The 25649-nt window shown below is 60.2% G+C and carries 27 protein-coding genes; 15 read left to right on the top strand and 12 right to left on the bottom strand.

The genetic code is table 11. The features are described from left to right. Positions 1 to 276, bottom strand: a 276-nt coding sequence (locus Q8M42_RS05625) for an OprD family outer membrane porin (RefSeq protein ID WP_305283627.1), incomplete at its 3' end; no start/stop codon positions are given. Positions 277 to 797: 521 nt separating this feature from the next. Here Q8M42_RS05625 and Q8M42_RS05620 point away from each other — a divergent pair. The 4 genes from Q8M42_RS05620 (at position 798) to Q8M42_RS05605 (ending at position 4683) form a co-directional block, all read left to right on the top strand. Beyond that, positions 798 to 1124, top strand: coding sequence for a hypothetical protein (locus Q8M42_RS05620; RefSeq protein ID WP_304865322.1), 327 nt, complete (start codon positions 798 to 800; stop codon positions 1122 to 1124). Positions 1125 to 1126: 2 nt separating this feature from the next. Next, the gene (locus Q8M42_RS05615; protein ID WP_304865320.1) at positions 1127 to 2362 is read left to right on the top strand and encodes an acyl-CoA dehydrogenase family protein; all 1236 of its coding nucleotides are present in this window, start codon (positions 1127 to 1129) and stop codon (positions 2360 to 2362) included. Positions 2363 to 2466: 104 nt separating this feature from the next. After that, the gene (locus Q8M42_RS05610) at positions 2467 to 3393 is read left to right on the top strand and encodes a sulfurtransferase (protein WP_304865318.1); all 927 of its coding nucleotides are present in this window, start codon (positions 2467 to 2469) and stop codon (positions 3391 to 3393) included. A 105-nt stretch (positions 3394 to 3498) separates the two neighbouring features. Further along, the gene (locus Q8M42_RS05605) at positions 3499 to 4683 is read left to right on the top strand and encodes a YeeE/YedE family protein (protein ID WP_304865316.1); all 1185 of its coding nucleotides are present in this window, start codon (positions 3499 to 3501) and stop codon (positions 4681 to 4683) included. 110 nt (positions 4684 to 4793) lie between these two features. Here the strand turns inward: Q8M42_RS05605 and cysW (Q8M42_RS05600) are convergent, their stop codons facing one another. The 5 genes from cysW (Q8M42_RS05600) to Q8M42_RS05580 form a co-directional block, all read right to left on the bottom strand. Then, positions 4794 to 5621, bottom strand: a complete 828-nt coding sequence (cysW, locus tag Q8M42_RS05600; RefSeq protein ID WP_304865314.1) for a sulfate ABC transporter permease subunit CysW — start codon at positions 5619 to 5621, stop codon at positions 4794 to 4796. Beyond that, on the bottom strand, positions 5618 to 6466 hold the full coding sequence (gene cysT / locus Q8M42_RS05595; protein WP_304865312.1) for a sulfate ABC transporter permease subunit CysT: 849 nt from the start codon (positions 6464 to 6466) through the stop codon (positions 5618 to 5620). The genes cysW (Q8M42_RS05600) and cysT (Q8M42_RS05595) overlap by 4 nt, the downstream gene beginning before the upstream one ends. Before the next feature lie 69 nt (positions 6467 to 6535). Continuing rightward, the gene (gene cysP / locus Q8M42_RS05590; protein ID WP_304865310.1) at positions 6536 to 7549 is read right to left on the bottom strand and encodes a thiosulfate ABC transporter substrate-binding protein CysP; all 1014 of its coding nucleotides are present in this window, start codon (positions 7547 to 7549) and stop codon (positions 6536 to 6538) included. Positions 7550 to 7720: 171 nt separating this feature from the next. Continuing rightward, positions 7721 to 8668 carry a sigma-54-dependent transcriptional regulator gene (locus Q8M42_RS05585; RefSeq protein WP_304865308.1) on the bottom strand — a complete coding sequence of 316 codons (948 nt, stop codon included), beginning with the start codon at positions 8666 to 8668 and terminating at the stop codon, positions 7721 to 7723. Positions 8669 to 8773: 105 nt separating this feature from the next. Beyond that, positions 8774 to 9355: an alpha/beta hydrolase gene (locus Q8M42_RS05580; protein ID WP_304865306.1), complete on the bottom strand. Its 582-nt coding sequence runs from the start codon at positions 9353 to 9355 to the stop codon at positions 8774 to 8776. A 261-nt stretch (positions 9356 to 9616) separates the two neighbouring features. Here Q8M42_RS05580 and oscA point away from each other — a divergent pair, with 261 nt between their 5' ends. The 5 genes from oscA (at position 9617) to Q8M42_RS05555 (ending at position 13817) form a co-directional block, all read left to right on the top strand. After that, complete coding sequence (gene oscA / locus Q8M42_RS05575) at positions 9617 to 9799, top strand: sulfur starvation response protein OscA (RefSeq protein ID WP_233684666.1); 183 nt, start codon at positions 9617 to 9619, stop codon at positions 9797 to 9799. Positions 9800 to 9974: 175 nt separating this feature from the next. Beyond that, positions 9975 to 10973 carry a sulfate ABC transporter substrate-binding protein gene (locus tag Q8M42_RS05570; protein ID WP_304865302.1) on the top strand — a complete coding sequence of 333 codons (999 nt, stop codon included), beginning with the start codon at positions 9975 to 9977 and terminating at the stop codon, positions 10971 to 10973. 146 nt (positions 10974 to 11119) lie between these two features. After that, positions 11120 to 11938 carry a sulfate ABC transporter permease subunit CysT gene (cysT, locus tag Q8M42_RS05565; protein ID WP_304865300.1) on the top strand — a complete coding sequence of 273 codons (819 nt, stop codon included), beginning with the start codon at positions 11120 to 11122 and terminating at the stop codon, positions 11936 to 11938. A 10-nt stretch (positions 11939 to 11948) separates the two neighbouring features. After that, entirely contained in the window at positions 11949 to 12821 is an 873-nt protein-coding gene (cysW, locus tag Q8M42_RS05560) for a sulfate ABC transporter permease subunit CysW (protein WP_304865299.1), read from the top strand. 3 nt (positions 12822 to 12824) lie between these two features. Then, complete coding sequence (locus Q8M42_RS05555; RefSeq protein WP_304865297.1) at positions 12825 to 13817, top strand: sulfate/molybdate ABC transporter ATP-binding protein; 993 nt, start codon at positions 12825 to 12827, stop codon at positions 13815 to 13817. Between the two features lie 61 nt (positions 13818 to 13878). On the opposite strand, the gene Q8M42_RS05550 is transcribed toward Q8M42_RS05555, so the two are convergent. From Q8M42_RS05550 to Q8M42_RS05540, 3 genes are read right to left on the bottom strand one after another with little or no spacing between them, the layout of a single operon-like run. Beyond that, positions 13879 to 14223 carry a YdbL family protein gene (locus tag Q8M42_RS05550; protein WP_304865295.1) on the bottom strand — a complete coding sequence of 115 codons (345 nt, stop codon included), beginning with the start codon at positions 14221 to 14223 and terminating at the stop codon, positions 13879 to 13881. 11 nt (positions 14224 to 14234) lie between these two features. Continuing rightward, a complete protein-coding gene (locus Q8M42_RS05545; protein WP_090252927.1) occupies positions 14235 to 14426 on the bottom strand; it encodes a YnbE family lipoprotein in 192 nt (63 codons plus the stop codon). A 15-nt stretch (positions 14427 to 14441) separates the two neighbouring features. Beyond that, the gene (locus tag Q8M42_RS05540) at positions 14442 to 17027 is read right to left on the bottom strand and encodes a YdbH domain-containing protein (RefSeq protein WP_304865292.1); all 2586 of its coding nucleotides are present in this window, start codon (positions 17025 to 17027) and stop codon (positions 14442 to 14444) included. A gap of 148 nt (positions 17028 to 17175) precedes the next feature. On the opposite strand from Q8M42_RS05540, the gene Q8M42_RS05535 reads away from it, so the two are divergent. The 4 genes from Q8M42_RS05535 (at position 17176) to rmuC (ending at position 20856) form a co-directional block, all read left to right on the top strand. Further along, the gene (locus Q8M42_RS05535) at positions 17176 to 17544 is read left to right on the top strand and encodes an antitoxin Xre/MbcA/ParS toxin-binding domain-containing protein (RefSeq protein ID WP_304865290.1); all 369 of its coding nucleotides are present in this window, start codon (positions 17176 to 17178) and stop codon (positions 17542 to 17544) included. A gap of 56 nt (positions 17545 to 17600) precedes the next feature. Continuing rightward, the gene (locus Q8M42_RS05530) at positions 17601 to 18353 is read left to right on the top strand and encodes an RES family NAD+ phosphorylase (protein WP_304865288.1); all 753 of its coding nucleotides are present in this window, start codon (positions 17601 to 17603) and stop codon (positions 18351 to 18353) included. Between the two features lie 544 nt (positions 18354 to 18897). Continuing rightward, positions 18898 to 19302, top strand: coding sequence for a tetratricopeptide repeat protein (locus Q8M42_RS05525; protein ID WP_304865287.1), 405 nt, complete (start codon positions 18898 to 18900; stop codon positions 19300 to 19302). Positions 19303 to 19491: 189 nt separating this feature from the next. Beyond that, positions 19492 to 20856: a DNA recombination protein RmuC gene (gene rmuC / locus Q8M42_RS05520; protein WP_304865336.1), complete on the top strand. Its 1365-nt coding sequence runs from the start codon at positions 19492 to 19494 to the stop codon at positions 20854 to 20856. A gap of 101 nt (positions 20857 to 20957) precedes the next feature. Here the strand turns inward: rmuC and Q8M42_RS05515 are convergent, their stop codons facing one another. The 3 genes from Q8M42_RS05515 to Q8M42_RS05505 all read right to left on the bottom strand — a co-directional run bounded on the left by Q8M42_RS05515 (position 20958) and on the right by Q8M42_RS05505 (position 24383). Then, positions 20958 to 21848, bottom strand: coding sequence for a metal-dependent hydrolase (locus tag Q8M42_RS05515; protein ID WP_304865285.1), 891 nt, complete (start codon positions 21846 to 21848; stop codon positions 20958 to 20960). 14 nt (positions 21849 to 21862) lie between these two features. Next, the gene (locus Q8M42_RS05510) at positions 21863 to 22819 is read right to left on the bottom strand and encodes an alpha/beta fold hydrolase (RefSeq protein ID WP_304865283.1); all 957 of its coding nucleotides are present in this window, start codon (positions 22817 to 22819) and stop codon (positions 21863 to 21865) included. A 304-nt stretch (positions 22820 to 23123) separates the two neighbouring features. After that, positions 23124 to 24383 carry an MgtC/SapB family protein gene (locus Q8M42_RS05505; RefSeq protein WP_304865281.1) on the bottom strand — a complete coding sequence of 420 codons (1260 nt, stop codon included), beginning with the start codon at positions 24381 to 24383 and terminating at the stop codon, positions 23124 to 23126. Positions 24384 to 24531: 148 nt separating this feature from the next. On the opposite strand from Q8M42_RS05505, the gene Q8M42_RS05500 reads away from it, so the two are divergent. After that, entirely contained in the window at positions 24532 to 25245 is a 714-nt protein-coding gene (locus tag Q8M42_RS05500) for an AzlC family ABC transporter permease (RefSeq protein WP_304865279.1), read from the top strand. Further along, complete coding sequence (locus Q8M42_RS05495; RefSeq protein ID WP_304865277.1) at positions 25245 to 25574, top strand: AzlD domain-containing protein; 330 nt, start codon at positions 25245 to 25247, stop codon at positions 25572 to 25574. Before Q8M42_RS05500 ends, Q8M42_RS05495 begins: the two co-directional genes overlap by 1 nt. Positions 25575 to 25649 lie beyond the last annotated feature (75 nt).

Genomic DNA, 25649 nt, shown 5'->3' with positions numbered 1-25649 from the left:
GACCCCAACCAGGCCGATGGCATCCACACCAAAGCCAACGGTGCCCTGGGTGTAGCCCGAGACAAAGTTGAGCTGGAAGCCCTGACCCCACTCTTCGGCTTGCGAGCTGCGCGAAGCGGCCAGACCTACGTCATCCTGGCTTTCGCGGTTATCGGCGTTGAAGTAGAAGTTGCGCAGGTTCAGCGTGGCTTTGCTGTCTTCGATAAAACCGGCCGCAGTGGCCTGGTTGGCGACGGCAGCCAAAGTGATGGCCAGGGCCAGGGTGGTCTTTTTCATGCTCAATGCTCCAAGTGCAGGTCTGTTATGTGTGTGGCGCTGCAGAGGGGCTCGGGCCGACGGTGTGCGTTGCACCTGTCTTAGCGGAATCAAGGAGCCCCTTTATCAGGCCGGTGAAAACTGCTGCGCTCGGTCATGCGGCGTTAAAAACAGGCTCAAAATGCTCATTTACAACTCGTAAACTCCGCTTTCTCGCCTGTTTTTGCCTTGCCTGTCCTTCGCTCGCTACGTTTTCACTCGGCCTGTTATAGGCCCGATGCGGTGGTCCGCTGTCGGCTTGGGCGCACTGTAGGGATTATTGGTAATCCCTAAAAAGAATTTATTTTCACTTTGTAGTAACTAAAAAGAATAAGCCTTGCTTAGGCGTGATGCCCATAAGCTAATTCCTAAAAATTATTGGCCTCATCTTTTTTAGATCATTTAGCTTGTCACTACCGGATCACCGGACTTCCAGTTCACTCCTGAAGTTTGTTGTGACCCGGCCTACATAAAAGGCCGGCACGTCCTTGATGAGGTCTGCCATGCCCAATCGCTGCGTATTTAAACGTCATCCTCTATTGAGCCTGGGCCTGGCGCTGAGCCTGGGGCTGGTCAGTGTGTTGCCTGCCGAGGCCGCAACCTACCTGCGCAGCAGCCATCAGCAGGCTGCCCCGTTGAGTAGCCAGCTGTGGGGTCAGTTAGATCCCGCTATTGTCGAGCAGACCTCTGCGCCGCGCCTTTATCAGGTGCGTTTGCTGCCGCCGCAAGGTCGCAATCAACACGCAAAAAATGCTCACGCTGTGGTTACCGATGGCGGCCTGCGCACAACCGGCAACGGTCCTGATGCGGCTAGCTGGAAGGCGCGATAACCATGGCCGTTGAGCTTCGTACCAGTCAGCAGGCTTTCGACAACGCAGCTCCATTGTTTGATGTGCGCTTGTTTCCCAGCGAGTTTGCCAACCGCAGCGGCAAGGTCGAACGCCTGGCGCGCAAGCTGGCGGCCACCGCTGTGCAGCGTGATCGGCAGGGCGGCAGCGCCCAGGCCGAGCGCCAGCTGTTGCGTGACAGCGGCCTGCTGACCCTGGCCATTCCCCAGCAGTTTGGCGGCCAGGGCCTGGTGTGGCCGGAGATCTACCGGATCATCCGTTACCTGGCGGCCGTGGACAGCTCGCTGGCCCATCTGTTTGCTTTTCAGCACTTGCAAGTGGCGACCATTGTGCTGTTTGGCAGCCCCGACCAGCAGCGCCACTGGTTGAGCCGCACGGTGCATGAGCGCTGGTTCTGGGGTAATGCCAGCAACGGCCGCGATACCCGTTTGAAACTCAGCCGCCGTGAGGAGCATTACGAGCTCAATGGCAGCAAGTCGTTCTGCTCAGGTGCCTTGGGCGCCGATGCCCTGGTGGTCAGCGCGCCGCGCAGCCACAACCCGGAAGACCGCGTATTTATCGTGCTGCCCACGCAGCGAGAAGGCTTGGCGGTGAATGATGACTGGGATGGTTTCGGCCAGCGCCAGACCGACAGCGGCACGGTGCAGTTCGAGAATGTGTTTGTCGACAGCAGCGAGCTGCTCGGCCCCAGCGGCGTAAGCCCGCGCACCACGCTACGCGCCTGCCTGTCGCAATTGATCCTGACCCAGTTGTACCTGGGCAATGCCCAGGGCGCGCTGGATGGCGCGCTGCGTTACACCCGCGAACACAGCCGTGCCTGGCCGGCTTCCGGGGTGGCTCAGGCCAGTGATGATCCCTATATCCAGCAGCGCTATGGCGAGCTGTGGCTGCTGTTTCGCAGCGCCCAGTTGTTGGCCGATAACGCCGCGCAACGCCTGCAGAGCGCCTGGGAGAAACCCGCATTGACCGCGGCTGAGCGAGCTGAGGTGGCCTTGGCCATCAGCGAAGCCAAGGTGGTTTCGGCGCGCGCAGCGCTGGAAATCACCTCGCGCATTTTTGAAAGCATGGGCGCCAGTGCCACCAGCTCGAAGTACGGCTTCGACCGTTTCTGGCGCAACGTGCGCGTGCACAGCCTGCATGACCCGCTCGACTACAAGGTGCGCGATCTCGGGCACTGGTTACTTAACGGCAAGGCGCCCACGCCTTCGCTGTATGGCTGACACGACAGGGAGGGGCGCGCAGAAAAGACATGCAGCAGATTACTAAACCAGTAAACCAATACGGGCCACCTGGCCGTGTTTCATAACCGTTGAGGCAGTGTGAAATGAATATAAAAAACCTGTTGGGTGCCGGCCTGCTGGCGGCTGCCACGCTGTTGCAAGCCGCTCAGGCGCTGGCCGCCAGTGATGTGCTGGTCAGTACCGAGTGGCTGGAAAAGAACCTGAACAACCCCAAGGTGCGGATCATCGAGGTGAGTGTTGCACCGGGCGTTTACGAGCGTGGGCATATCCCCGGTGCGGTGAATTTTGCCTGGCACCGTGATCTGGTTGATCCGGTGCGCCGTGATATCGCCAGCCAGGAAAATTTCCAGGCGTTGCTGCGTAAATCAGGCATTTCTGCTGACACCACCACGGTGCTCTACGGCGATAACAACAACTGGTTCGCCGCCTGGGGCGCCTGGGTGTTCGATGTGTATGGCGTGGACAACGTCAAACTGCTCGATGGCGGCCGAGTGAAGTGGGAGGCAGAAAAACGCGCCTTGGATAACCGCGCGAAAACGCCTGTAGCCGGTAATGTCACAGTCAAGGCGGCGAATAAAGACCTGCGCGCCTTCCTCCCGGACGTGCTCGCAGCGGCAGAGAAACGCAGCGACGTACAACTGGTGGATATACGTTCCGCTGATGAATACAACGGCAAGGTCTTTGCCCCGCAAGGTGTGCAGGAACTGGCTGTGCGCGCCGGCCACGTGCCAGGTGCAGTCAATGTGCCCTGGGGGCAGGCAGTGGCTGCCGATGGCACCTTCAAATCGGCTGAAGAGCTGAAAAAGGTCTATGGCGCGGTGGGTATCGATGGCAGCAAGCCGATCATCACCTACTGCCGCATCGGCGAGCGCTCCAGCCACACCTGGTTCGCCCTGAAGAAAATCCTCGGTTACGACGTGCGTAACTACGACGGCTCCTGGACCGAATACGGCAATGCCGTGGGCGTACCGGTGGTCAACGTGGCCGGCACCGTGTGGGGCGGCCAATAAGCCTCTACTACCGTGAAAAAATCATGGCATGGGCCAGCCCCATGCCCCTGTTTAGGGTGAGCGTTCAGGCAGGGCGCTCACTCTTCTTTTATCTGAGGAGCCACTATGGCAACGACTGCGTTGCAGGCGCCGGGACGCTGGGCCAGTGCATTGGCGGCGGTATTGAGCCTGGGCCTGGTGTTTGCTGCCTGGCAGTTGGGCGGCGCGGACAGTGACAGCCAGGCGTTGAACCTGTCCTTGCTCGGCGGGGCGTTGTTCGGCCTGTTGCTGCAGCGTTCGCGCTTCTGCTTCTTCTGCGTGACCCGCGACTTTATCGAGCAGCGCACACCGGATGGCCTGCTCGGCATCATCGCCGCATTGGCGGTGGGTACCCTGGGTTATCACCTGGTATTTGGCGCCTTTGTACCGGACCCGAGTGGCGGGCGCTTGCCACCGGATGCGCATGTCGGGCCGCTGAGTTGGGTGCTGGGGTTGAGCGCCACGGTGTTTGGCATCGGCATGGCGCTGTCCGGTTCGTGCATCAGTGCCCATCTTTACCGCCTGGGCGAGGGGGCGTTTGCTTCGCTGTTTGCGCTGTGCGGCGCGTTGATAGGTTTCTTTCTGGGTTTTCTCTGCTGGAACCCGCTGTATCTGCTGAGCATCCAGCAGGCTCCGGTGCTCTGGTTGCCGGCCTGGCAGGGTTATGGCGTGTCGTTTCTGTTGCAGATCGCTTTGCTCGGTGGGCTGGCCTACTGGCTGTTGTTGCATGTGCAAGCTAGTGATGCTCCACGCATGGTTGCGCGCAACCTGCGGCAGCTGCTGTTTGGCCAGCGCTGGCCGACCTGGGTGGGCGGAGTGCTGATCGGCTTTCTCGCCCCCCTGAGTTATCTGCGTGTTGGCCCACTGGGGGTGACGGCGGAGTTGGGCAGTGTGGCGCGCACCGCTGCGAATGGGCTGGGTTGGCTGCCGGAGCGGCTGGAAGGCCTGGACAGTTTTTCCGGCTGCGCCACGGCAGTCAAAGAGGCGCTGCTGTCGAACAACGGTCTGTTTATTCTCGGCTTGGTTGTGGCGTCCTGGACCAGCGCTTTGCTGGCAGGGGATTTCCAGCCCAAGCGCCCGCACGTCAGCGAACTGCTACGTAATCTGCTCGGCGGCATTTTGCTGGGCCTGGGCAGCATGCTGGCGCTGGGTTGCACCGTGGGCACGCTGCTCTCGGGGATCATGGCCGGCGCCTTGTCCGGCTGGGTGTTTGCACTGTTCTGTCTGCTGGGTGTGCTGCTGGGGCTGCGTCTGCGGCGTTACTGGCCGTAGTGGGTAACCTGTGTAGGCGCGGGCCATGCCCGCGAATGCGCTTCGCACGCATGGCGTGCTCCTACAGAAACGGGTGGGCTAGCTGCGCAATCAGTTCGTCAATGCAAGCCCTACGCCTCAGAACGCTGCATCAGCATGCGTTGGCGCCACTCCATAAAGGTTTTCAGCAGCAGGGTCAGCAGCGCCATGCAGGCCAGCAGCGCCGCTGCGGTAAAGGCGGCGGCGGGCTTGTAGTCGTTGTTCAGCTGATCGACCAGCAAGGGCAGGGTCAGGGTCTGGTTGATGATGGTGCCGGATACCACCGCCACCGCGCCAAATTCACCGACGGCGCGGGCATTGGTCACCACCACGCCATACAGCAGCGCCCACTTGATTTTCGGCAGGGTGATATGGCGGAAGATTTGCCAGCCGTTGGCGCCCAGGCACAGGGCGGCGGTTTCCTCGTCCTGGCCCTGGGCCTGCATCACTGGAATCAGGATGCGCGCCACATAGGGTGCCGTCACGAAGATGGTAACCATCACAATGCCTGGCCAGGCAAACATCAGCTGCATGCCATTATCGTAGAACCAGCGCCCCAGAGCGTGCTCCAGGCCGTACACCACCAGGTAGCAGAGACCTGCCACCACCGGCGACACCGCATAGGGAATATCGATCACGGTGGTCAGCAGCTTGCGCCCGCGAAAATCGTAATGGGTCACGCACCAGGCCAGCATGATGCCGAAGCACAGGTTGATCGGCACCGTCAGTGCGGCGACCAGCAGGGTCAGGCTGATGGCATGCAGCATGTAGCCTTCATTGAGGTTACTCCACAGCAGCGCCAGGCCGCCGGAGAACGCCTTGCTGAAGATCAGCGCCAGCGGGATCAGCAGAATCAGGGTGACCAGGCTCAGGCCCAGGCCGATTAGCAGCCATTGATGCCAGTGTTGTGGTTTTCTCATTTGCCTTGCCGTTGCCATTTGAACAGGCGGCCTTGCAGCACTTGCAGACTGAACAGCAGCACCAGTGAGGCCAGCAGAATGACCGAGGCAATTGCCGCAGCCGCGTTGTGGTTGAACTCCTGCAGCCTTACAAAAATCATCAGCGAGGAGACTTCGGTTTTAAACGGAATATTGCCGGCAATCATGATCACCGCGCCGAACTCGCCGAGGCTGCGGATAAAGGATTGCGAAGCACCGGTGACCAGGGCCGGGGTCAGAGTTGGCAGCACCACATAGAAGAACGTCTGTAGGCGGTTGGCTCCCAGGGTGCTGGCGGCCTCTTCGTAGTCGCGACCCAGGTCCTGCAGCACCGGCTGTACCGTGCGCACCACGAAGGGCAGGCTCGTGAAGACCATAGCGATCAAAATACCGGGGTAGGCGTACGCCAGTTTGATGCCCATGGGCGCGAGCCACTGGCCCAACCAACCGCCGGGGGCGAGCAGGGTAGCCAGGGTTAGTCCGGCCACCGACGTCGGCAGGGCGAAGGGCAGGTCGATCAGCGCATCCACCAGGCGGCGTCCTGGGAAGTCATAGCGGGTGATGATCCAGGCCAGCAACAGGCCGATCAGCACGGTGGCGATGGTGGCGTAGAAGGCGCCACTTAAGGTCACCTTGTAGCTCTGCACCACGCGTGGATCACTGATCGCCCGCCAGTACTGCGCCCAGCTCATGTCGCTGACATACAGCAACAAGGCCGATAGCGGGAACAGGATGATCAGCGATATATAAAAGGTACTGAAGCCGAAGCTCAGGCCAAAGCCCGGCAGCAGCGGGTTCTGCAGAAAAAAACGGGGTGTCTTAGGCACGCATAGATCTCTAAATGCACAAGCCGCCGTAAGTACGGCGGCTTGTGTTGTTCCTTAAACCAGCGGGGCCTAGCGGCCTTCTGCTAGCAACTGGTCAAGAATACCATCGGCATCGAAGTGCTTGGCAGTGATCTCATCCCAGGTGCCGAGTACTTCGGTCGGGTTGATCAGGCTGATTTTAGGGAATTGGCTGGCAGTTGCGGCCACCACTTCCGGGTTGTGTACGCGGTAGCTATAGGTGGTCAGCAGCTGCTGGATGTCCTTGGTGTACTGGAAGTCCAGGTAGGCTTTGGACACATCACGGGTGCCTTTTTCATCGACCACTTTGTCGACCAGTGCCACCGGGAATTCAGCCAGCACGCTGACTGGCGGAACTACAACTTCGTATTCACCGGATTTGAACTCTTCACCCTTGGCAATGTTCACCGCTTCCGATTCGAAGGTCAGCAGCACATCGCCTTGACCATTCTGAGCAAAGGCTACGGTCGCTGCGCGGCCACCGGTTGGGTAGTTCTCGACGTTGTGCAGCACTTTGCTGACAAAACCTTTGATCTTGGTTTCGTCGCCCTGGAATTTATCCTTGGCATGCAGCCAGGCGCCCAGGTAGCTGTAGCGTGCGTTGCCGGAGGTTTTCGGGTTAGGGAAAACCAGCTTCACGTCGTCACGCGCCAGGTCATCCCAGCCGGTGATGTTTTTCGGGTTGCCTTTACGCACCAGAAACACGGTGGTGCTGTAGTAAGGCGAGCTGTTGTTGGGGAACTGCTGAGCCCAGTCTTCACGGACCAGGCCACGCTTGGCCAGGATGTCCACGTCGGTCACCTGGTTGAAGGTCACGGTGTCAACTTTCTTGCCCTGGATGATGTCCTGCGCCTGGCGCGAGGAACCGGCGAACGATTGGTCGATCACCAACTCTTTGCCAGTCTGGGCTTTCCAGTGGGCAACGAATTTTGGGTTGATCTCGGCAAACAGTTCACGAGCGATGTCATAGGAGGCATTCAGAATTGGCTTGTCCTGCGCCAGAGCTGCGACGCTGCCGAGCAGGCTTGAGGTGATGGCGCTGGCCAGCAAAAGTTTTTTTAGCATGATGCAGACTTTCCTCGTCATTGAGCCCGTCTTACAGGCGTTTGCTTGAATGCCTGACCCTCATTGGCCAGGTTGCTGAGCGCGATACTGCACAGGTTTTTTATTCATAAAAAGTAATTTTTAACGCTATTTATATAACTAAATGTTTTTACGTGCCGCATCGCTCGGCAGCTATTTGAGCCTTTGCAGGCGTGCACTGCTGTGCTTGAGCAGCTGCTGCAGGGCTTGTAACTGCTCTGGCTGCGCTTCGTTGAATAGCTGTTCAAGACTGTTCTGAATGGCCGTCAGGGGCGCCACGCTGCCTGCCAGGTTGAGGTGCTGGCTGAGAATTTCCTCACCGCTGCTGACCAGCAGGGCGAAGTGGATAACGTTTTCCAGTTCGCGGGTATTGCCTGGCCAGCTGTGCCCTTCCAGGCGTTGCTGCGCGGCTTCGCTGATGACAGGCAGCGGCAGGCTCAGGCGCTGGGCATAGATGCCGAGAAAATATTCCGCCAGGGGCAGAATATCGCCGATACGCTCACGCAATGGCGGCAGGTTGAGGCGACCGTCGCTCAGGTAACCATATAAACGCTCATTGAATTTACCGGCTGCCACGGCCTGAGCCAGGTCGATACTGGTTGCGGCCAGCAGCCGGACATCTGCCGGGCTCGGCTGATTGGCGCCGACCCGCAGCACTTCACCGGTCTCCAGGGCGCTGAGCAGTTCAGCCTGCAATGGCAGCGGCAGGTCGCCGATTTCATCCAGATACAGGGTGCCGTTGTTGGCCGAGCCAAACCAGCCTGCGCGGCTGCTGGCGCTGCCTTGATAGGCGCCGGCGGCATAGCCAAACAGTTCGGCTTGGGCATGTTTGCTACTCAGGCCACTGCAGCTGAGCGCGACAAACAGACCAGGGCGCTCACTGGCGCGGTGGATATGCCGTGCCAGCAACTCTTTACCGGTGCCGGTTTCGCCTTCTATTAATAGCGGCAATGGCTGCGTGGCGAGTTGCTCGACTTGATCGCGCAGCTGTTTGGAGCGTGGGTCGATAAACACCAGCGCTTTGGCGCGGATGCTCAACGGGCTTTTTTCCGCATCGGGGAAGGTCAGCAGCGGCTGGCCGCTGAAGCTGTTCTGGCTCATAAACGAGTCTCCAGCCTGGCTCGGGCTGCGAGCGGGCAGGTTGCATGATTTGTACAGGGCCAAGCGCCGTTCAGGCGTCTGGCTTATTGGCGCTGGTGTGCGCAGTCAGGCGCGGCGGCGCGCGTGCTGCTCGATGCGGCTTTGCAGGCGATAGAGGTAGGCAAAACCCTGCTCCCAACGCTGATGCCCGGATTTCACATTGATATGCCCGGCGCCACTGAGAATGGCCGCATCGCTGCCCCAGTCGCGGGCCAGCTCTATAGCCCGCGCAGCACTGGCGGCGGAGTCGTTGTCCGAGCCGACCAGCTGGCTGGGGAACGGCAGCAGGTGCTGGGGGATCGGTGCAAAGTTCTGCAGTGCGGCCGGGCAGTTGGTGCGTTCAACGTCCGCCGGGGCGACCAGTAAAGCGGCGCGTACCCGGCGCAGCGACTCGACCGGAGCCTGGGTCGCCCAGTGCGCCACCGTAATGCAACCCAGGCTATGGGCAATCAGAATGGTCGGGCGTGGGTCGCTGGCGATATTGCGCTGCAGCTCGGCGACCCAGTCTTCACGCTTGGGGTTTAGCCAATCGGCCTGTTCTACCCGGGCGCTGTTTGGCAGGCTGCGCTGCCAGTGGCTCTGCCAATGGTCGTCGGCCGATCCTTGCCAGCCCGGCACTATCAGGTAGCGGATAGTTTCGTTGCGCATCGTGCGCCCTCCTGCAGATGTGAATGGCTGCAGTGTAGGGAGGACTGATGAATATCAAAAAGAATAAGAACTTATTTGCTTATTCCATAACTTATGTTTTTTCCGGTCGCCACCTCAGGTGATGGCATATGCAAAAAAATTATATAAATGTTCTTAAATAATATTTTTAAGAATATTCGATGCTCTCTACTATCCGCTCCACACCCACCGACTACGGCCAGTTTGCGCCAGTCACAAGGGGCTATTTCAAGGAGCATTACCATGACCGCAACCCTCCGTAACCTTGAAGGCCAGGACGACGCCAGCATCCTGCGCGAGATCCAGGCTGCGCTGAATGGTCTGAAGTTTGGCTCGGTGGAAATCACCGTGCACAACGGCCAGGTCGTGCAGATTGAGCGCAAGGAAAAATTCCGCTTGCAGGCTCCGGCCGGCAAGAACGCCTGACCCGTTAAAGCAACACCGAGCCTCAAAACCCGACCGGACAACCGGAGGGTGTGAGCATGAATCGAGCAGAAACCATGAGCACACACCGGTATTGCAGCTGTCACCCGCGAATGCGCTGTTGACCGCCAACCCCTAAAGAAAACCAACAAACACCCGAAATCTTAGGAGCCGCACCATGTCCATTCGCCGTTTTGCCCTCGCTGCGCTTGCCAGCGCCATTTTTGCAGGCCCGGTGGCCGCTGCAGAAACCCTGCTCAACGTGTCTTACGACCCGACCCGCGAGCTGTACAGTGAATTCAACGCTGCGTTCAACAAGCACTGGCAAGCCCAGGGCAATGAAGCTGTGACCATCCAGCAGTCCCACGGTGGTTCGGGCAAGCAAGCCCGTGCCGTCATCGACGGCCTGCGTGCCGACGTAGTGACCCTGGCCCTGGCCGGTGACATCGACGAACTGTACAAGCTCGGCAAGCTGATCCCGGAAAACTGGCAGGAGCGCCTGCCGCAGTCGAGCACACCCTATACCTCGACCATCGTGTTCCTGGTGCGTAAAGGCAACCCGAAAGGCATCAAAGACTGGGATGACCTGGTCAAGTCGGGCGTTGAAGTGATCACTCCGAACCCGAAAACCTCCGGCGGTGCGCGCTGGAACTTCCTCGCAGCCTGGGCCTTCGCTCAGCAGAAATACGGCAGCGAAGCGAAAGCCCAAGAATTCGTGGGTCAGCTCTACAAGAACGTACCAGTACTGGATACCGGCGCCCGTGGTTCAACCATCACCTTCGTTAACAACAACATCGGTGACGTGCTGCTGGCCTGGGAAAACGAAGCCTTCCTGGCGCTGAAGGAAGAGGGTGGTGACAACTTCGAAATCGTCGCACCGTCGCTGTCGATCCTGGCTGAGCCGCCAGTGGCAGTGGTTGATGAAAACGTCGACAAGAAAGGCACCCGTAAAGTGGCTGAGGCTTACCTCAACTACCTGTACAGCGATGAAGGCCAGCGTCTGGCAGGCAAGCACTTCTACCGTCCGCGTAACCAGGCGATTGCTGGCGAGTTTGCCAAGCAATTCCCGGAACTTAAACTGGTAACCATCGACAAGGACTTCAACGGTTGGAAAACCGCACAGCCGAAGTTCTTCAATGACGGTGGTGTGTTCGATCAGATCTATCAGGCGCAGTAAGTCTGATGTACCTGGGGTGGGTAGCTGTGTGCTACCCACCCCTTGTTGTGTAAGCGTCGGCCTTGTTGCAGGTCAGCCGGAAAGGGTGATGCCGGCAACAGGGCTGATTTGAGCGTTCCAACGCAGAAGCAGATTAAGGACAGACAATGTCTCGTCGTACTTCCCCGGTCATACCCGGCTTCGGGCTGACGCTGGGTTACACCCTGGTGTATCTCAGCCTGCTGGTGCTGATTCCTCTGGGTGCCATGTTCGTTCACGCCGCTCAACTCACCTGGGGTGAGTTCTGGGCCATTATTTCTTCACCGCGGGTACTGGCTGCGCTCAAGTTGAGCTTTGCCACTGCCTTCGCGGCCGCCGTGATCAACGGCATTATCGGCACATTGCTGGCTTGGGCGCTGGTGCGTTACACCTTTCCCGGCCGCAAGATCATCGAGGCGATGATCGACCTGCCTTTTGCCTTGCCCACCGCCGTCGCCGGTATTGCCCTGACCGCTTTGTATGCCCCTAGCGGCTTGGTCGGTCAGTTTGCTACCGATCTGGGTTTCAAGATTGCCTATACCCCCCTCGGTATTACTCTGGCGCTGACCTTTGTCACCCTGCCGTTTGTGGTGCGCACCATTCAGCCGGTGTTGGCCGATATTCCCCGTGAAGTCGAAGAGGCTGCGGCCTGCCTCGGCGCCAAGCCGCTGCAGGTGTTTCGCTATGTGCTGCTGCCAGCGTTACTGCCGGCCTGGCTGACCGGCTTCTCGCTGGCCTTTGCCCGCGGGGTCGGCGAGTACGGTTCGGTGATCTTTATCGCCGGCAATATGCCGATGAAGACCGAGATCCTGCCGCTGCTGATCATGGTCAAGCTCGACCAGTACGACTACACCGGTGCCACGGCTATTGGCGTGCTGATGCTGGTGGTCTCCTTCATTCTGCTGCTGCTGATCAACCTGCTGCAGCGCCAGATCGCCAAGTCCTGAGGAGGTCGCCATGTCTTCTGTAACCCTAAGCGTGTCAGCCTCGGCTAACGCTGCGCGGCGCGGTAATGTGCTCGGTCGCCGTCTGCTGATCGTCAGCGCCTGGCTGGTGTTTGTGCTGTTCCTGTTATTGCCGCTGTTTATCGTGCTGAGTGAGGCGTTGAAGCACGGCTTCGGCACCTTCTTTGGTGCGATCTTCGAGCCCGACGCTATCAGTGCGTTGAAACTGACCCTGCTCGCCGTGGGCATTTCGGTGCCACTCAACCTGGTGTTCGGCGTGGCCGCTGCCTGGTGCGTAAGCAAGTATGAGTTTCGCGGCAAGAGCCTGCTGGTCACCCTGATTGACCTACCGTTCTCGGTGTCGCCGGTGATCGCCGGTCTGATCTACGTGTTGCTGTTCGGTGCCCAGGGCTTTATTGGCCCGTGGCTGCGCGAGCACGATATCCAGATCATCTTCGCCCTGCCGGGTATCGTCCTGGCCACGGTATTTGTCACCGTGCCCTTTGTCGCCCGCGAACTGATCCCGCTGATGCAGGAACAGGGCACTCAGGAGGAGGAAGCCGCGCGCCTGCTCGGTGCCAATGGCTGGCAGATGTTCTGGCATGTCACGTTGCCCAATATCAAATGGGGCCTGATCTACGGCGTGGTGCTCTGTACCGCACGGGCCATGGGCGAGTTTGGCGCGGTATCGGTGGTATCCGGGCACATTCGCGGTTACACCAACACGCTGCCACTGCATGTCGAGATTCTCTACAACGAATACAATCACGTCGCCGCCTTTAGCGTCGCCAGTCTGCTGTTGCTGATGGCGGTGTTTATCCTGCTGCTCAAGCAGTGGAGCGAGTCCCGTATCAACCGCCTGAAAGCCAGTGCTGGCGAGGAATAAGTAATGTCGATCGTAATTTCCAATGTCAGCAAGAACTTCAATGCGTTCAAAGCGCTGAACGACATCAACCTGAATATCCAGAGCGGCGAGCTGGTGGCCTTGCTCGGCCCGTCCGGCTGCGGCAAAACCACCTTGCTGCGCATCATCGCCGGCCTGGAAACTCCGGACAGCGGCAGCATCGAGTTTCATGGCGAAGATGTCTCCAACCACGATGTGCGCGACCGTAACGTCGGCTTCGTGTTTCAGCACTACGCGCTGTTCCGCCATATGACCGTGTTCGACAACGTCGCCTTCGGCCTGCGCATGAAGCCCAAGGGCGAACGGCCGAATGAAAACGTGATCAAGAAGAAGGTCCATGACCTGCTCGATCTGGTGCAGCTCGACTGGTTGGCCGATCGCTACCCCGAGCAGCTTTCCGGCGGTCAGCGTCAACGTATCGCCCTGGCCCGCGCCCTGGCGGTGGAGCCGAAAGTGCTGCTGCTCGACGAACCCTTCGGCGCCCTGGATGCCAAGGTGCGCAAGGAACTGCGCCGTTGGCTGGCGCGCCTGCACGAAGAAGTGCATCTGACCTCGGTATTCGTCACCCACGACCAGGAAGAAGCCATGGAAGTGGCAGACCGCATCGTGGTGATGAACAAGGGCGTGGTCGAGCAGATCGGCTCGCCGGGCGAGGTGTACGAGAAGCCAGCCAGCGATTTCGTCTATCACTTCCTCGGTGATGCCAACCGCCTGTATGTCGGCGACGACACTCACGTGCTGTTCCGCCCCCACGAGATTCATCTTTCGCGCCAGGCCGAAGAGGGCCATCAGGCCGGTGAAGTGCGTGACATTCGCCCGCTCGGCGCGATCACCCGCGTGACCCTCAAAGTCGCCGGGCAGAGCGAGCCGATCGAAGCTGAAGTGGCCAAGGACCACCTCAGCCTGGCCAACCTCACTCGCGGTGAAACCCTGTATTTCAAACCGAAAGCGGGGCAGCCGGTGATTCAGCAGCGCTGAGTTCAGGCGTGTAAAGCAAACAAGGAGCGCAATGCGCTCCTTGTTGGTTTCAGGCGGCAAGCTATTTGCGCTGCCACTTACCCTCAAGTTGGATGTACTGCCCGGCGGGAGTCTTGTCGATGGCCTTCTGCCCGGCAATGGCTTCCACATCGCTGAGCTGGATGCCGTTCTGCGCGGCCAGTTTCTGGTATTCGGTGCGGCGGGCCTGGTTGATCAATTGGGCGATTTCAGCGGCCTGACCACTAGAGCTGACAACACCCAGATAACCGTTAGGCATTTCGCCCAGTTGGCCGCTGGCTTTGGCGTCGCCCAGGGCGGACATGGCTTCGTTGAGGTTCAGGGCTACGGCCGGCAGGCTTAGACTGAGCAGCAGTAATAGGCTGGCAAGGCGTTTATAGAGATTCATGTTCGGGCTCCTTAGAACAATCCGCTGGATTCGCTGAACATGCTGTCCAGGGCTTTATCCACCTTGATATAGATTTCGTGCTCGATCTTCACATTGAGGTTGATGTTGATCGGCTCATTGGGCATCGCCAACTGCACGGTCGGGGTGCAGGCCGTGCTGAGCAGGCCTAGCAGCAGGACGGCGAAACAACTACGCAAGCGCATGGCGCTTCTCCTTGATCATGGATCTGTCGGGGCCGTTTTGGCATTGCGTTCCAGCATACGCTGCTGCACGCGTTGCTTGATGATATCGCTGACTTTGTCGGTCAGTTGCAGGCTGGCCAGCAAAGTCGGGATGTCTTCTTCCAGATTGATAGTGAAGTGGATCGGCCGGCCTTGTTCGATGGCCGGGTTCTGTCCCTCCAGGCGTATGGCCAAGGCCAGCTTGCCTTGCTGATCGTAGTTGACCTGGCTGCTCAAAGTCGTAAAGCGAAAATCCTCCAGCGATTGGGTTACCAATTGCATCGCCGGGTTGCTACGGCCCAGGGCGCGAATGCGTTGGGAGTGGAACTGCAGCTTGCCGCCCGGTGCGCGTGCGCTGAGTTGGCCTTGTTCGATGGTGACCCCCTGGCTGCCGATCTGCAGCGGCAAGTCGCCATCGAGGGTGCCTGTGCCGGCTAAACCTTCTGTGGGATAGAGGATAAATAGCTGCTCAAGTTCCAGACCCTGCACCTGTATGGGGAACAACAGCGGTTCGCCGGCCATGCTCCATTGCCCGGGTGCCAGTTGCAGCTTGCCGCCCATTAGCGCTGCTTCGGCATGCTGCAGCTGCAACACACCCAGGGCGGGTGTTTGCAGCGCGGCGCTGTAGCGGCCTTTAAGTTGTACCGGCCCCACGGGCATGCCGGGGTCGGCCTGCCTCAGGCGCAGTTCGTTTACCTCAAGCTGCAGCTGCTTGGGGTCGATTTGCACCGTCAGGCGGCTGTCCAGCCCCTCCAGCGCAGTGCGGTCATAAATCCCGCCCAGGTCCTTGCCGGTGAGTTCGAGTTTGACCGTGGGCAGCTGTTGATCGCTGGCCAGAGTCAGGCTGGCGTTGGCATTCAGACGACCGTTGTTCAGCTCCAGTAAGGCCGGCCAGGCGCTGAAGCTGCCTTGCAGTGGGTTGCCGCCGCGCAGAAACAGTTCCGCCAGTTGCGCGTGCAGGCTCAGACCCCTGGCGCTGCTGTGTTGCGCCTGCAGCTTGAGTTGCAGCCCGGCATCGTTGCGCAGCGTGCCATCCAAGGTCACCTGCTGCGGGTTGGCATTCACTGGGCCGTGCCAGTACCAGCGCTGGGGTTGTAATTGGCTATGTTGCAGCTGCGCACTGAGGTCGAGCGGGCCTTTTAGCTGCCAGTCTTGCAGCGCGCCTGCCGCCAGTTGTGCCTGCAGTTTTAGCCCGCTGCTGGCCTTGAGTTGCTCTGCATCGAGTTCGCCGCTGCGCAGATGCTCAAGGCTGAGCTGTGAGCCTGTGCCTAGGGTTAGATCCAGCTGCTGTGGGTCCAGATAAGCGTCGAGTTGCAACTGCGCTTGCAGTGCGCCGATTTTCCAGTCGCCCTGCTGAAATGCCGGGATGGATGCGTTAAGGCTGCCGCCCAGCAGTTGCAAGCCCCAGGGCAGGCCATTGGCCAAGATCAGCGTGCCCTTTAACTCGAACGGACTGCGTCCCTTGCCTGTGAGTTGCAGCGTTAGCGGCAGGGCGCGGCCGCGCAACTGTTCGGCGATAGCTGCGGGCATTTCTGTGGTCTGGATATTGAGTTGCAGCGCTTCTGGGTACAGCTCCGCCGGTACGCCACTGATAAGGTCATTGGCAATCTGCTTGAGGCTAAGGTCGGCGCTCAGACTATCTGCCAGCCACTGCCCATCCAACGCCTGGGCGGACAGATCGAAGCTGCCTTGCAGCTCGCCGATAGCGGGAATTGGCCAGGGCTCCGGTAGGTTGGCACTCGCTTGCCACTGGCCGCTGGCCTGCTGCAGTTGCGCCAGGTTAAGTGGGCCAGGCGCAAGCTGCAGTTGCCAGCTCGCCTGTAACTGCGCCGCCGCCGGCGTCTCTGGCAGCGTGCCCGCTCGAGTGGGTAGCCATTGGCTTAGCCAGCTGTGCAGCACCGCGCTTTGCTGCAGATCTCCGGTGAGAGCACCTTGCCAGACTTGTCCAGTGGCGCTCTGTTGCAGACTGCTGCTGAGCTGCAATTGCGGTTGCTGATTGATCGTCAGGCTTAGCTGCAGCGCTGCAGTTGTAGCGTCGCCCTGTAACTGCGCGTGCCAGCGCAGTTGGTCCTGCTGGTGTTGCAGGTTGAGCTGCGCATCAAGCTGCGCGGCTTGTTTAACTAGCAGCAGATCGCCCAGCAGCTGGCAGCGCGTGTCGGCGCAGGGCAGCTCGATCTGTAGCGCATCGACCTGTACGCGTTGCGGCAATAGGCTGATGACGGCGGCGAGTTGCTCAAGCGGCAACGCAAAATCCGAGTTGTCGTCGACTGCTGACGCTGGTTGAGAGGGCAGATTCAGCTGCAGGTTGGTGATCTGTACCTGCTGCCAGAAGGGTAGCGCCAGGCTGAATCCGCTCCAGCGTAATTGCAGCTGATGCAGCTGCACTGCGCCGCTGGGGTGCTGCAGGCTGAGTTGGTCAAGCTGGATGCCTTGGGTGGATAGGCCAAGGCCACGCCATTCAAGGTGTTTGATCTGCTCGCGTTCGAGCAGGCGGCTCAGGCTCAGGTAGCCGTAAGCGCCAAGCAGGACGAGCAGTAAAACCAGGCAACTGATAAGTCGCAGCCAGGTGCGCCGGCTGGGCATAAGCACTGATCCATAGTGAAGGAGTTGCGTGGCAGGACGTTAACCCATGTCTGGCAGGCTGCCAATCACAGCGTATTGTGCTCTGTGTAATTACAGCATTTAGTGTTATTTTTGCTGTAAACACACATTGTGAAAGTAGGAGGCCGTGATGAGCGCATTGATTCGACCGGTTGCCGATGCCGATGCGGTGCTGGCCAAGGCACTGCTCAATACTCGTGAACAACTGGGCCTGACCCAGCAGGAGTTGGCGGACATCGTTGGCGTACATCGCACGGCCATCTCACGCTGGGCTGATGGTGGCTTGCGGGTGCATAGCAAGACCGGCGAACTGGCCCTGTTGCTGATTCGTGTATACCGCTCCTTATTTGCCCTGTTTGGCGGCAATCTGCTGGATATGCAGCATTTTCTGCGCACCGATAACCGCCATCTGGATGCACCGCCCTTATCCCTGATGATGCAAGTTCAGGGACTGGTGCGGGTCGTCGAATACCTCGATGCGATTCGTGGCAAGGGTTAAGTCGTAACCAGTAAGTGCAGCACTCAACAATAATAAAAGTTAAGGACAACGCCACCATGGATATCTGGCAACACTGCCAAGGCCCGCAGCAGATCAAGCCATTGCGTGGGCGCCTGGTGCGTCTGGTCGAGAGCCAGGCCCAGGTCGCCACGCTGCAGCTGGTCGATACCCTTGCCGAGCAGGCGCTGCTTGAGGAGTTGCTGGAGACCAGCAAACCGCCGTTGCCGCAGAGCGCCGAGCCGCTGCATTACCTGCTGAAAACCCCGTTCCGTTATCCGCCGTTGCGCTGGGGCTCGCGCTTTGGCTCGGTGCATGAGCCGAGCCTGTTCTATGGCGCGCTGCGTATCGACACCGCCATGGCCGAGGCGGCGTATTACCGGTTTTTGCTTTGGGATGGCATGAGCATCGCGCCGCCGAGTGGACGCATCCTGTCCGAACACTGCACCTTCGAGGCGCGCTATCAGGTTGAGCGCGGCATTCAGTTGCAGCATCCGCCGTTTGTGGATTTCCAGGCTGAGCTCTGTCACGCCAGCGCTTATCAACCCTGTCAGGCGGTGGGCGCGGCCATGCGTGCGGCAGGGGTTGAGGCATTTGAATACCGTTCGGCGCGCTGCCCGCTCAAGGGCAACAATGTTGCGTTGTTCGTCCCTGGTGCGTTGGCAGAGAAGCGCCCGCGTAACCTGCTGAGTTGGCTGTGCGAAACCACTGACAACTATGTCGCCTTCAAAAATGCTCAGGTGCCGGATACCCCGAGGGTCTTCCGTCTGGATGCGTATCAGGTGGATGGCCGCCTGCCGCGCCCGGCTTAGGGTCTGATGCCGTTTCGTCGCAACCCGCGGGGCCGGGCCTGTTTTAGCGCGATACTGCGTTTCTCGACACTCATTTGGAACAACCAAACTTCGTGTCTCGTGCCTTGCCTCGCGCTAAAACAGGCACCGGCGCGGCCTCGAGCGAAACGGCATCAGACCCTATACAGGGCGGCTTTTTCAGGGCGTTTTGCCCCGAAAAAGGGCAGTGCGACGGCGTGACGCAGCGACTTGTGCACAATTGCGATGCGCCTTGTCAAGCAGGATGCAGTGCTTGACGTAAACCCTTGATTCTTTTTATTGATTTTATAAGTCAATGAAATATATGAATTTTTTACGCTGGTGAAAAAACCACCAGTTTGACCTTGGGCCCCACGCCATAGGCGCTGAGGACGCTTGCTCCCATGTTATCCACTAAGTTATCCACAGCTTCTGTGGATTAACCCGAGCGCTTGCTCTAGACCGCTGGTTAGCCCATTTTTGCAAGGCTTTACCTTGGCGAAAAAAGGAGTAGAGTTGCGCGCCTTCCCGGCTACCGCTGCTTTTTATGCCTCGCGCAATCACTCGACTACCTATCGCTGCAACCTCGGTTCCTCGCCTGCCCACCCGTGTGGCGCTCTGGCTACTGGACAGTCCCCGCCTCGGTCATGCCCCTAGCGTCAAACGTTTTGCTGGTCATCTGCTTAAGCAGCCTGCTTTGCAGGGTGTAGTGCAGGCGCAGAGTCGACTGGGGCAGATGCTTTGTCGTGATTGCGGCAACCCGCGTGATCGGCGCATGGGTTTTGAGCTGCTGCGTCAGGCCGCCCGCGCCGGCGATATGGGCGCTCAGCTTGAACTTGGCCAGCTGTATAGCCAGCGGCGCAACAATGAACCGCAGCAGGCACGGCATTGGCTGGAGCTGGCTGCGGGGCAGGGTTCGGCAGAGGCGCAGCAACTGCTTAAGCAGCTCTGACGGAAAGGGAGCAGGTCCTAGGAGTACTGGTTATACTGCCAGTATTTTTCTGCGGAGCCGCTTATGCCCATCGATCTGTCCACCGCGTTGGCACCTGCGCTGCTCGGTTTTGCCGCCGCGGCACTTCCTCTTCTCTATATGGCCTGGTCGCTGCAACGCCGCCTGGCCAGCCAGCAGCTGCAATTCAGCCTGCTGCAGGAGCGCCTGAGCAACGCGCAGCTGGCTCAGACCGGCCTCGCAGCGCAGCTGGATGACTGCCGCGAGGAAGTCGCCGAGATCAGCGAGATCAAGGCCGATCAACAGGCAGAGTTGGCGGCACTGCGCCGTGAGGCTGACTTGCTGCAACAGGAGCGCCAGATTGCCCGCGAGGCCGCCCAGGCCTGGGCCAACCAGCGCGAACAGCAGGAAGGCGAAATCCGCCGTCTGGACGCTCAGCGCGCGGCCCTTAGCGCCGAACTTAAAGAACAGCAGGACAGCCATCAGCAGCGCTTGAGCGACCTGCAAGGTTCGCGCGATGAACTGCGCGCACAGTTTGCCGAGCTGGCCGGGAAGATCTTCGATGAGCGCGAGCAGCGTTTTGCCGAGACCAGCCAGCAGCAGCTCGGCCAGTTGCTCGACCCGCTCAAGGAGCGCATCCAGTCCTTCGAAAAGCGTGTTGAAGAAAGCTATCAGCAGGAAGCCCGCGAGCGCTTTTCTCTGGGCAAGGAGCTGGAGCGCTTGCAGCAGCTCAACCAGCGCCTGGGCGATGAGGCGACCAACCTGACCCGCGCCCTCAAAGGCCAGAAAACCCAGGGCAATTGGGGTGAGCTGGTGCTGGAGCGGGTGTTGGAGCACGCCGGCCTGGAGAAAGGTCGCGAGTACCAGACCCAGGTCAGCTTGAAGAGCGCCGATGGTGAACGCTTCCAGCCGGATGTGCTGATTCAGCTGCCCGGCGACAAGCAAGTGGTGGTGGACGCCAAGGTTAGCCTCACCGCGTACCAGCAATATATTGCTGCCGAGGACGACGCCAGCCGCCAGCTGTCACTCAAGCAGCATGTGCTGTCGCTGCGCAGCCATTTAAAAGGCTTGTCGCTCAAGGATTACCAGCGCCTGGAGGGCCTGCACAGCCTGGATTTCGTCCTGCTCTTCGTGCCGATTGAGGCGGCTTTTGCAGCGGCATTGCAGGCCGATCCTGGGTTGTTTCAGGAGGCCTTTGATCAACATATCGTGATTGTCAGCCCGACCACGCTGCTGGCCACCTTGCGGGTGATCGACAGCCTGTGGCGGCAGGAGCGACAGAGCCAGAACGCCCGCGAAATTGCCGAGCGCGCCGGCGCGCTGTACGACAAGTTTGTCGCCTTTATTCAGGATCTGGATGAAATGGGCGCGCGCCTGCAGCAACTGGACAAAGCCTACGCCGGGGCACGCAATAAGCTCTGCGAAGGGCGCGGCAATATCATCAGTCGGGTGGAAAACCTCAAACTGCTCGGCGCCCGCGCCAGCAAGAGCCTGCCTGCCGAGCTGCTCGAGCAGGCCGCCGGGGTCATGGTGCTGGATGATGAGGCGGCTGAGTAGGACGTGGATCGCCGTCATACCGTGAGCAATGTGTAGGAGCGGGCCATGCCTGCGAACCTGTACAGACGGGCCATTTCGCGGCCATGGGCCGCTCCTACGGGTTAGGCGCTGACAGCTCCTTTCTCGGCGGCTGCGCGTTGCGCCGCCGGTGAGTTAGCCAGGTACTCCAGTGCCACGCGGATATCGCCTTCGCTGCGCGGGTGATAGCTGGGGTTGAAATAGCGCAATACCGAGCGACCAATACTGCCCATACGCGGCAGCAAGCCACGCTTGCCCAGGTGGTACCACAGACGCAGAAAGCCTGGTCGGTAACGGGTGACCGGGTCCTGGCGCATCATGGTTTTCATCCCGGTGCTGAACAGGAAGACCAGCGCCGGCGTGGCAATCAGCATATACACCCAGCGCATTAGCAGGCTGCCGCCGATATGCACGTGCAGATCGTGGGCCACGCTGCGGTGTTCAACCTCTTCGGCACCGTGCCAGCGCAGCAGGTCGAGCATTACCGGGTCGGCGTGATCCAGGCTGCGGGTGGTGATAATCCAGTCGCCCAGCACGCAGGTGAAGTGCTCCACCGCGGCGATCAGCCCGACCCGCTGACGCAGCCACCAGGGCTGCAGCCAGCGGCTGATGGCGTTATCGCCCAGCGGGTGGTCGCACAGCACACGCTCGAACAGCCAGCGAATCGGTCCAGTGAACGGCGTCGGGTCGATGCCATGGCGCAGCAGGTAGGGCGTCAGCGCGCTGTCGTGGGCGCGTGCGTGATGCGCTTCTTGTTTGACGAAACCTTGCACGTCCTCGCGCAGCTGCGGGTCGGTGACCAGCGGCAGAGCCTTGTTGTAAACCCGGCAGAACCAGAACTCGCCGGCCGGCAGGATCAGGTGCAGGCTGTTGATGATATGCGAGGTTTCCGGCTCGTTCGGTACCCAGTGCAGCGGCGTGTTGGCAAAGTCGAAACGGACTTTGCGTTGCTGCAGGCGGTGCTGTTCGCTCATTTTGATTCTCCTTATCAGACCGCTAGGTTTCGGCGGGTGGCTGCGTTGCTGCCTGCAGCGCTTTGAATATGGGCGGTGAATTTACGCAACCAATTGGCCAGTTGCTGTGGCTCGGCCAGCAGTTGCCAGTGCCCGGCATTGACCTCATGCCGCTGCAGCTTGGGTGCCCAGTGCTGCAGCTGGTCGAACAACTGCGGTCGGACGAAGCGGTCGCGGGTCGGCACGATCAGTTGCACCGGCACCTGGGTATGGCGCAGGCGCGGCGTGAACAGGCTGCGGATAAAGTTGGCGCGGTACAGCTTGACCCCGTGCACACCATCGGAGCGCTGGCTGCTGCTGATCGGCACATTGCGCAGCCCTTCGACATTGCGCAGCAGCTGTGGCCAGGCGCGGTCCAGGCCCAGGCGCCAGGTCAGTTCGGGCAGCAGTGGGGTGTGGAACAGGGCGATATACCAGGAGCTGATCAGTTGCCCGAGTACCTGCAGCAACGCGCGCGGCGTCTTCTGTTTGAGCCTGTCGCGCATCCAGTGGCCGACATGGTCCAGGCAGGGCCCGGAGATGCTGGTGTAGGAGGCCAGCAGTGGTTGAATGCGCGGCTCGGTGACTGCTTCCCAGGCCTGAATTGAACCCCAGTCGTGGGCCACCAGATGCACCGGCTGGTCGGGGCTGAGGGCTTTGATTACTGCTTCCAGATCATTGGCCAGTTTCTCCAGGTGATAGTCCAGGCGCTTGCGTGGAATATCCGAGGCGCCAAAGCCGCGTACGTCGTAGGCAATGATCTGGTAATCGCCGGCCAGCTCGCGCACCAGTGGCAGCCAGACCTCGTGGCTGTCCGGGTAGCCGTGTACCAGCAGCAGGGTTGGGCCGTTCTGCTTGCCCCAGCGATAGGCCGCCAGCTGTACGCCATCGCCCTGAACCCACAGCTGCTCGGCCTGCAGCTCTTTATTTGGCAGCACTGCTGGCGCGTTCATGCGAACACCCGATGCAGGGCGAGCAGCGGCGAGTGGCGCGGGGTGATAAAGGCGAGGTCGATGGGCATGCGGCGTCTCCGGATTGTCATGGCTGACCGTTACATCATTGGATGTCTCGGTCAGTGTTGGACGCTCGGGAGATATCTGCCTAGCCATCTTTTGGACTAACAGCAGGGTCTGTTACGGTGTTACTGAGGAAGCCGGAAGCCTTCTGCAATAGGGCTATGCGCGGATTTTGCGTGGGCAGACGAGCTGCTTGGCAACGCAAATCCAGCCCTTGGTTGGGGGCGCATTACAGGGGCGGCTATGCAAGCAGCAGTAAAACCGCCGCGCCGGCCAGCAGACCGGCGGCCATCACCGGCAGGGTCATCAGCGCCAGTTTGCGTCCGCCGATCAGGGCGATCAGAAAGCCTTTGACCAGGCTGTTGCTTAGCGCTGCGAGGAAAATCCCCTGCACGGCGACCTGGGCATCCAGCTCGCCCTGGGCGCTGCGGGCCAGTGACAGGGTGATCGCATCCACATCGGCCAGCCCCGAGAGCAGTGCCACCAGGTACACACCGACATCGCCGAGCCAGTGCTGCGCGGCTTCAACCAGCAGCAGAATCAACGCCAGCAACGCGGCAAAACGCAGCGCCGGGCCCAGTTCGAAGGGGTTTTTCAGCGGTGGCTCGGCCTGTTCTTCACTTTCCGTACCGGCGCGGCGGAAGTACAGCAGCGCGCCGCTGGCGTACACCAGTGTGGCGATGCCCAGGGGCCAGGCCAGTTGCGGCAGCAGGCTGGCGTTGACCAGGCCGACCTCCAGCAACACCCGTGGAAACATCAGCGCCGAGGTGGCGAGCAGGCCGCAGGCTAGAATCGCCTGCAGGTTACGTCCCGGGGCCAGACGCGCCAGGGTTACGGTCATCGCCGTGGATGACACCATGCCACCCAGTAGCGCGGTGATCAGCAGGCCGTGGCGCATCCCTACCAGGCGAATGGCTACATAGGCGGCAAAGCCGATGCTGGCGATCAGTACCACCATCCACCAGATAGCGTAGGGGTTGAAGGCTTGCCAGGGGCCGTAGCCCTGGTTGGGCAGCGCCGGCAGCAGCACCAGGGAAATAAACAACAGCTTCAGTGTGCCGGACAGTTCCGCCTCGCTAAGCCGTTGCAGGGCGCCGTGCAGGGATTGTTTGAGGCTCAGCAACAATGCCACGGCCACCGCGCCGGCTGCGGCCAGGCCGGCATAGCCGGCCATGGCCATGCTGCCGAGCAGAAAGGTGATCAGCAGCGCCACTTCGCTGGTCAGGCCCAGATCGCCCAGGCGTTGCAGCTCACCAAAGTAGGAGGCCACCACCAGCAGAGCAAAGCCGCTGAAGATCACCGCCCAGGCGACCACGCCGAAGTGCTCGCCCAGCAGCATGGCAAAGGCGCCGAGCAGGCTGCTCAGGGCGAAAGTGCGGATTCCCGCAACCAGCTGGGAGTCCTCGGTATTACGCCCCTGCCAGCCCCGTTCGGCGCCAATCAGCAGGCCGGCGGCCAGGGCGCTGGCGAAATTCAGCAAGGTGTCGAGGGCTTCCGGCATGGGCGCGTCCTGGGTCAAGGGTGCTGGCAGTTTAGCCAGCGAGTGCCTGGCTGTATTGCGGTAGGTCAGTTTGCGCTGTTATCGCTGCGCAAGATTGTTCAAGACGCCGCAGCTGCAATGCGCCAGGCTGTGCAGCAAAGGAGGGCGCATGAGCCGTTTGCAGCAGTTTCTCTATGGAGTTCGCGACAGTATTCCGATGATTGTCGGCATTCTGCCGTTTGGTCTGATCTATGGCGCGTTGGCCAGCCTGGCTGGGCTGAGCCTGGGGCAGGCGGTCGGTATGTCTCTACTGGTGTATGCCGGCTCGGCGCAGTTTATTGCCATCAGCCTGCTGACGCTGGGCAGCGGCGCGGTGGTGATTCTGCTCACCACGCTGGTGGTCAATCTGCGCCATGTGCTCTATAGCGCGGCGCTGCAGCCTTATGTGGGTCGGCTGTCGCAGCGCTGGCGGGTGCCGTTGGCGTTCGGCCTGACCGATGAGACCTTTGCCGTGGTGCAGCGCCGTTATCTCGCCCGTGGCATGACTGAGCACGGCCAGTGGTACCACGCCGGCGTGGCGTTGGCGTTGTACCTGTCCTGGGTGTCGAGCTCGCTGGTTGGTGCGTTGTTTGGTCAGAGTGTGCCGAACCTGGCGGGTTGGGGGCTGGACTTTGCCATGCTGGCGACCTTTATAGGCATCGTGGTGCCGGCACTGCGCAATCAGCCACAGATTGCCGCTGCCCTTGTGGCCGGTGCGGTGGCGCTGCTGTGCCATGCCTGGCCGTACAAACTGGGACTGATGGCCGCTGCGCTCAGCGGTATTGCGCTTGGTGTGTGCCTGGAGCGGCGCAAAACGCCAGCGGTTGTTGGGGAGGGTGCGTGATGGATACCTGGCTGCTGATTCTCGGTATGGCGCTGATCACCTTCGCGATTCGCTACAGCCTGTTTGCCTTTCCCGATCTGCGTTTCCCGCCGCTGGTGCGCCAAGGCCTGCATTACGTGCCGACTGCAGTACTGAGTGCCATCGTGTTCCCAGGCATGCTGATTCCCGATGGTCAGCAGTGGGCGTTCAGCCTGGACAATGGCTACCTGTTGGCCGGGCTGGCGACGATTGCCATCGCCGCGCTGACCCGACATCTGTTGGCCACTATCGGTGGCGGCTTGCTGGTGTTCTTTATAGTGCGTTGGTTGTTGGGTCAGTTGCCCTTGTAAGCAGGGATATTTATCGCCTGCATTTGTAGATAAATGCAGCAAAAGGCATGTTTCGCTGTGGCTTTGTGAGGTGTT

The organism is Pseudomonas sp. (assembly GCF_030684895.1).
GTDB lineage: Bacteria > Pseudomonadota > Gammaproteobacteria > Pseudomonadales > Pseudomonadaceae > Aquipseudomonas.
The sequence above is the reverse complement of the archived record's forward strand: the minus strand, read 5'-3'. Positions and strand labels throughout refer to the sequence as shown.

What these genes read in the sequence shown, in the direction of transcription:
- Q8M42_RS05605 (WP_304865316.1), top strand. Translation starts at nt 3,499, where the DNA reads ATGGCAACGACTGCGTTGCAGGCGCCGGGACGCTGGGCCAGTGCATTG.
- Q8M42_RS05510 (WP_304865283.1), bottom strand. Translation starts at nt 22,819, where the DNA reads ATGAACGCGCCAGCAGTGCTGCCAAATAAAGAGCTGCAGGCCGAGCAG.
- Q8M42_RS05500 (WP_304865279.1), top strand. Translation starts at nt 24,532, where the DNA reads ATGAGCCGTTTGCAGCAGTTTCTCTATGGAGTTCGCGACAGTATTCCG.
- cysT (WP_304865300.1), top strand. Translation starts at nt 11,120, where the DNA reads ATGTCTCGTCGTACTTCCCCGGTCATACCCGGCTTCGGGCTGACGCTG.
- Q8M42_RS05540 (WP_304865292.1), bottom strand. Translation starts at nt 17,027, where the DNA reads ATGCCCAGCCGGCGCACCTGGCTGCGACTTATCAGTTGCCTGGTTTTA.
- Q8M42_RS05545 (WP_090252927.1), bottom strand. Translation starts at nt 14,426, where the DNA reads ATGCGCTTGCGTAGTTGTTTCGCCGTCCTGCTGCTAGGCCTGCTCAGC.
- oscA (WP_233684666.1), top strand. Translation starts at nt 9,617, where the DNA reads ATGACCGCAACCCTCCGTAACCTTGAAGGCCAGGACGACGCCAGCATC.
- Q8M42_RS05515 (WP_304865285.1), bottom strand. Translation starts at nt 21,848, where the DNA reads ATGAGCGAACAGCACCGCCTGCAGCAACGCAAAGTCCGTTTCGACTTT.
- Q8M42_RS05615 (WP_304865320.1), top strand. Translation starts at nt 1,127, where the DNA reads ATGGCCGTTGAGCTTCGTACCAGTCAGCAGGCTTTCGACAACGCAGCT.
- Q8M42_RS05570 (WP_304865302.1), top strand. Translation starts at nt 9,975, where the DNA reads ATGTCCATTCGCCGTTTTGCCCTCGCTGCGCTTGCCAGCGCCATTTTT.
- Q8M42_RS05610 (WP_304865318.1), top strand. Translation starts at nt 2,467, where the DNA reads ATGAATATAAAAAACCTGTTGGGTGCCGGCCTGCTGGCGGCTGCCACG.
- Q8M42_RS05585 (WP_304865308.1), bottom strand. Translation starts at nt 8,668, where the DNA reads ATGAGCCAGAACAGCTTCAGCGGCCAGCCGCTGCTGACCTTCCCCGAT.
- Q8M42_RS05580 (WP_304865306.1), bottom strand. Translation starts at nt 9,355, where the DNA reads ATGCGCAACGAAACTATCCGCTACCTGATAGTGCCGGGCTGGCAAGGA.
- Q8M42_RS05495 (WP_304865277.1), top strand. Translation starts at nt 25,245, where the DNA reads ATGGATACCTGGCTGCTGATTCTCGGTATGGCGCTGATCACCTTCGCG.
- cysP (WP_304865310.1), bottom strand. Translation starts at nt 7,549, where the DNA reads ATGCTAAAAAAACTTTTGCTGGCCAGCGCCATCACCTCAAGCCTGCTC.
- Q8M42_RS05530 (WP_304865288.1), top strand. Translation starts at nt 17,601, where the DNA reads ATGGATATCTGGCAACACTGCCAAGGCCCGCAGCAGATCAAGCCATTG.
- Q8M42_RS05550 (WP_304865295.1), bottom strand. Translation starts at nt 14,223, where the DNA reads ATGAATCTCTATAAACGCCTTGCCAGCCTATTACTGCTGCTCAGTCTA.
- cysW (WP_304865299.1), top strand. Translation starts at nt 11,949, where the DNA reads ATGTCTTCTGTAACCCTAAGCGTGTCAGCCTCGGCTAACGCTGCGCGG.
- Q8M42_RS05555 (WP_304865297.1), top strand. Translation starts at nt 12,825, where the DNA reads ATGTCGATCGTAATTTCCAATGTCAGCAAGAACTTCAATGCGTTCAAA.
- Q8M42_RS05505 (WP_304865281.1), bottom strand. Translation starts at nt 24,383, where the DNA reads ATGCCGGAAGCCCTCGACACCTTGCTGAATTTCGCCAGCGCCCTGGCC.
- Q8M42_RS05525 (WP_304865287.1), top strand. Translation starts at nt 18,898, where the DNA reads ATGCCTCGCGCAATCACTCGACTACCTATCGCTGCAACCTCGGTTCCT.
- Q8M42_RS05620 (WP_304865322.1), top strand. Translation starts at nt 798, where the DNA reads ATGCCCAATCGCTGCGTATTTAAACGTCATCCTCTATTGAGCCTGGGC.
- Q8M42_RS05535 (WP_304865290.1), top strand. Translation starts at nt 17,176, where the DNA reads ATGAGCGCATTGATTCGACCGGTTGCCGATGCCGATGCGGTGCTGGCC.
- cysW (WP_304865314.1), bottom strand. Translation starts at nt 5,621, where the DNA reads ATGAGAAAACCACAACACTGGCATCAATGGCTGCTAATCGGCCTGGGC.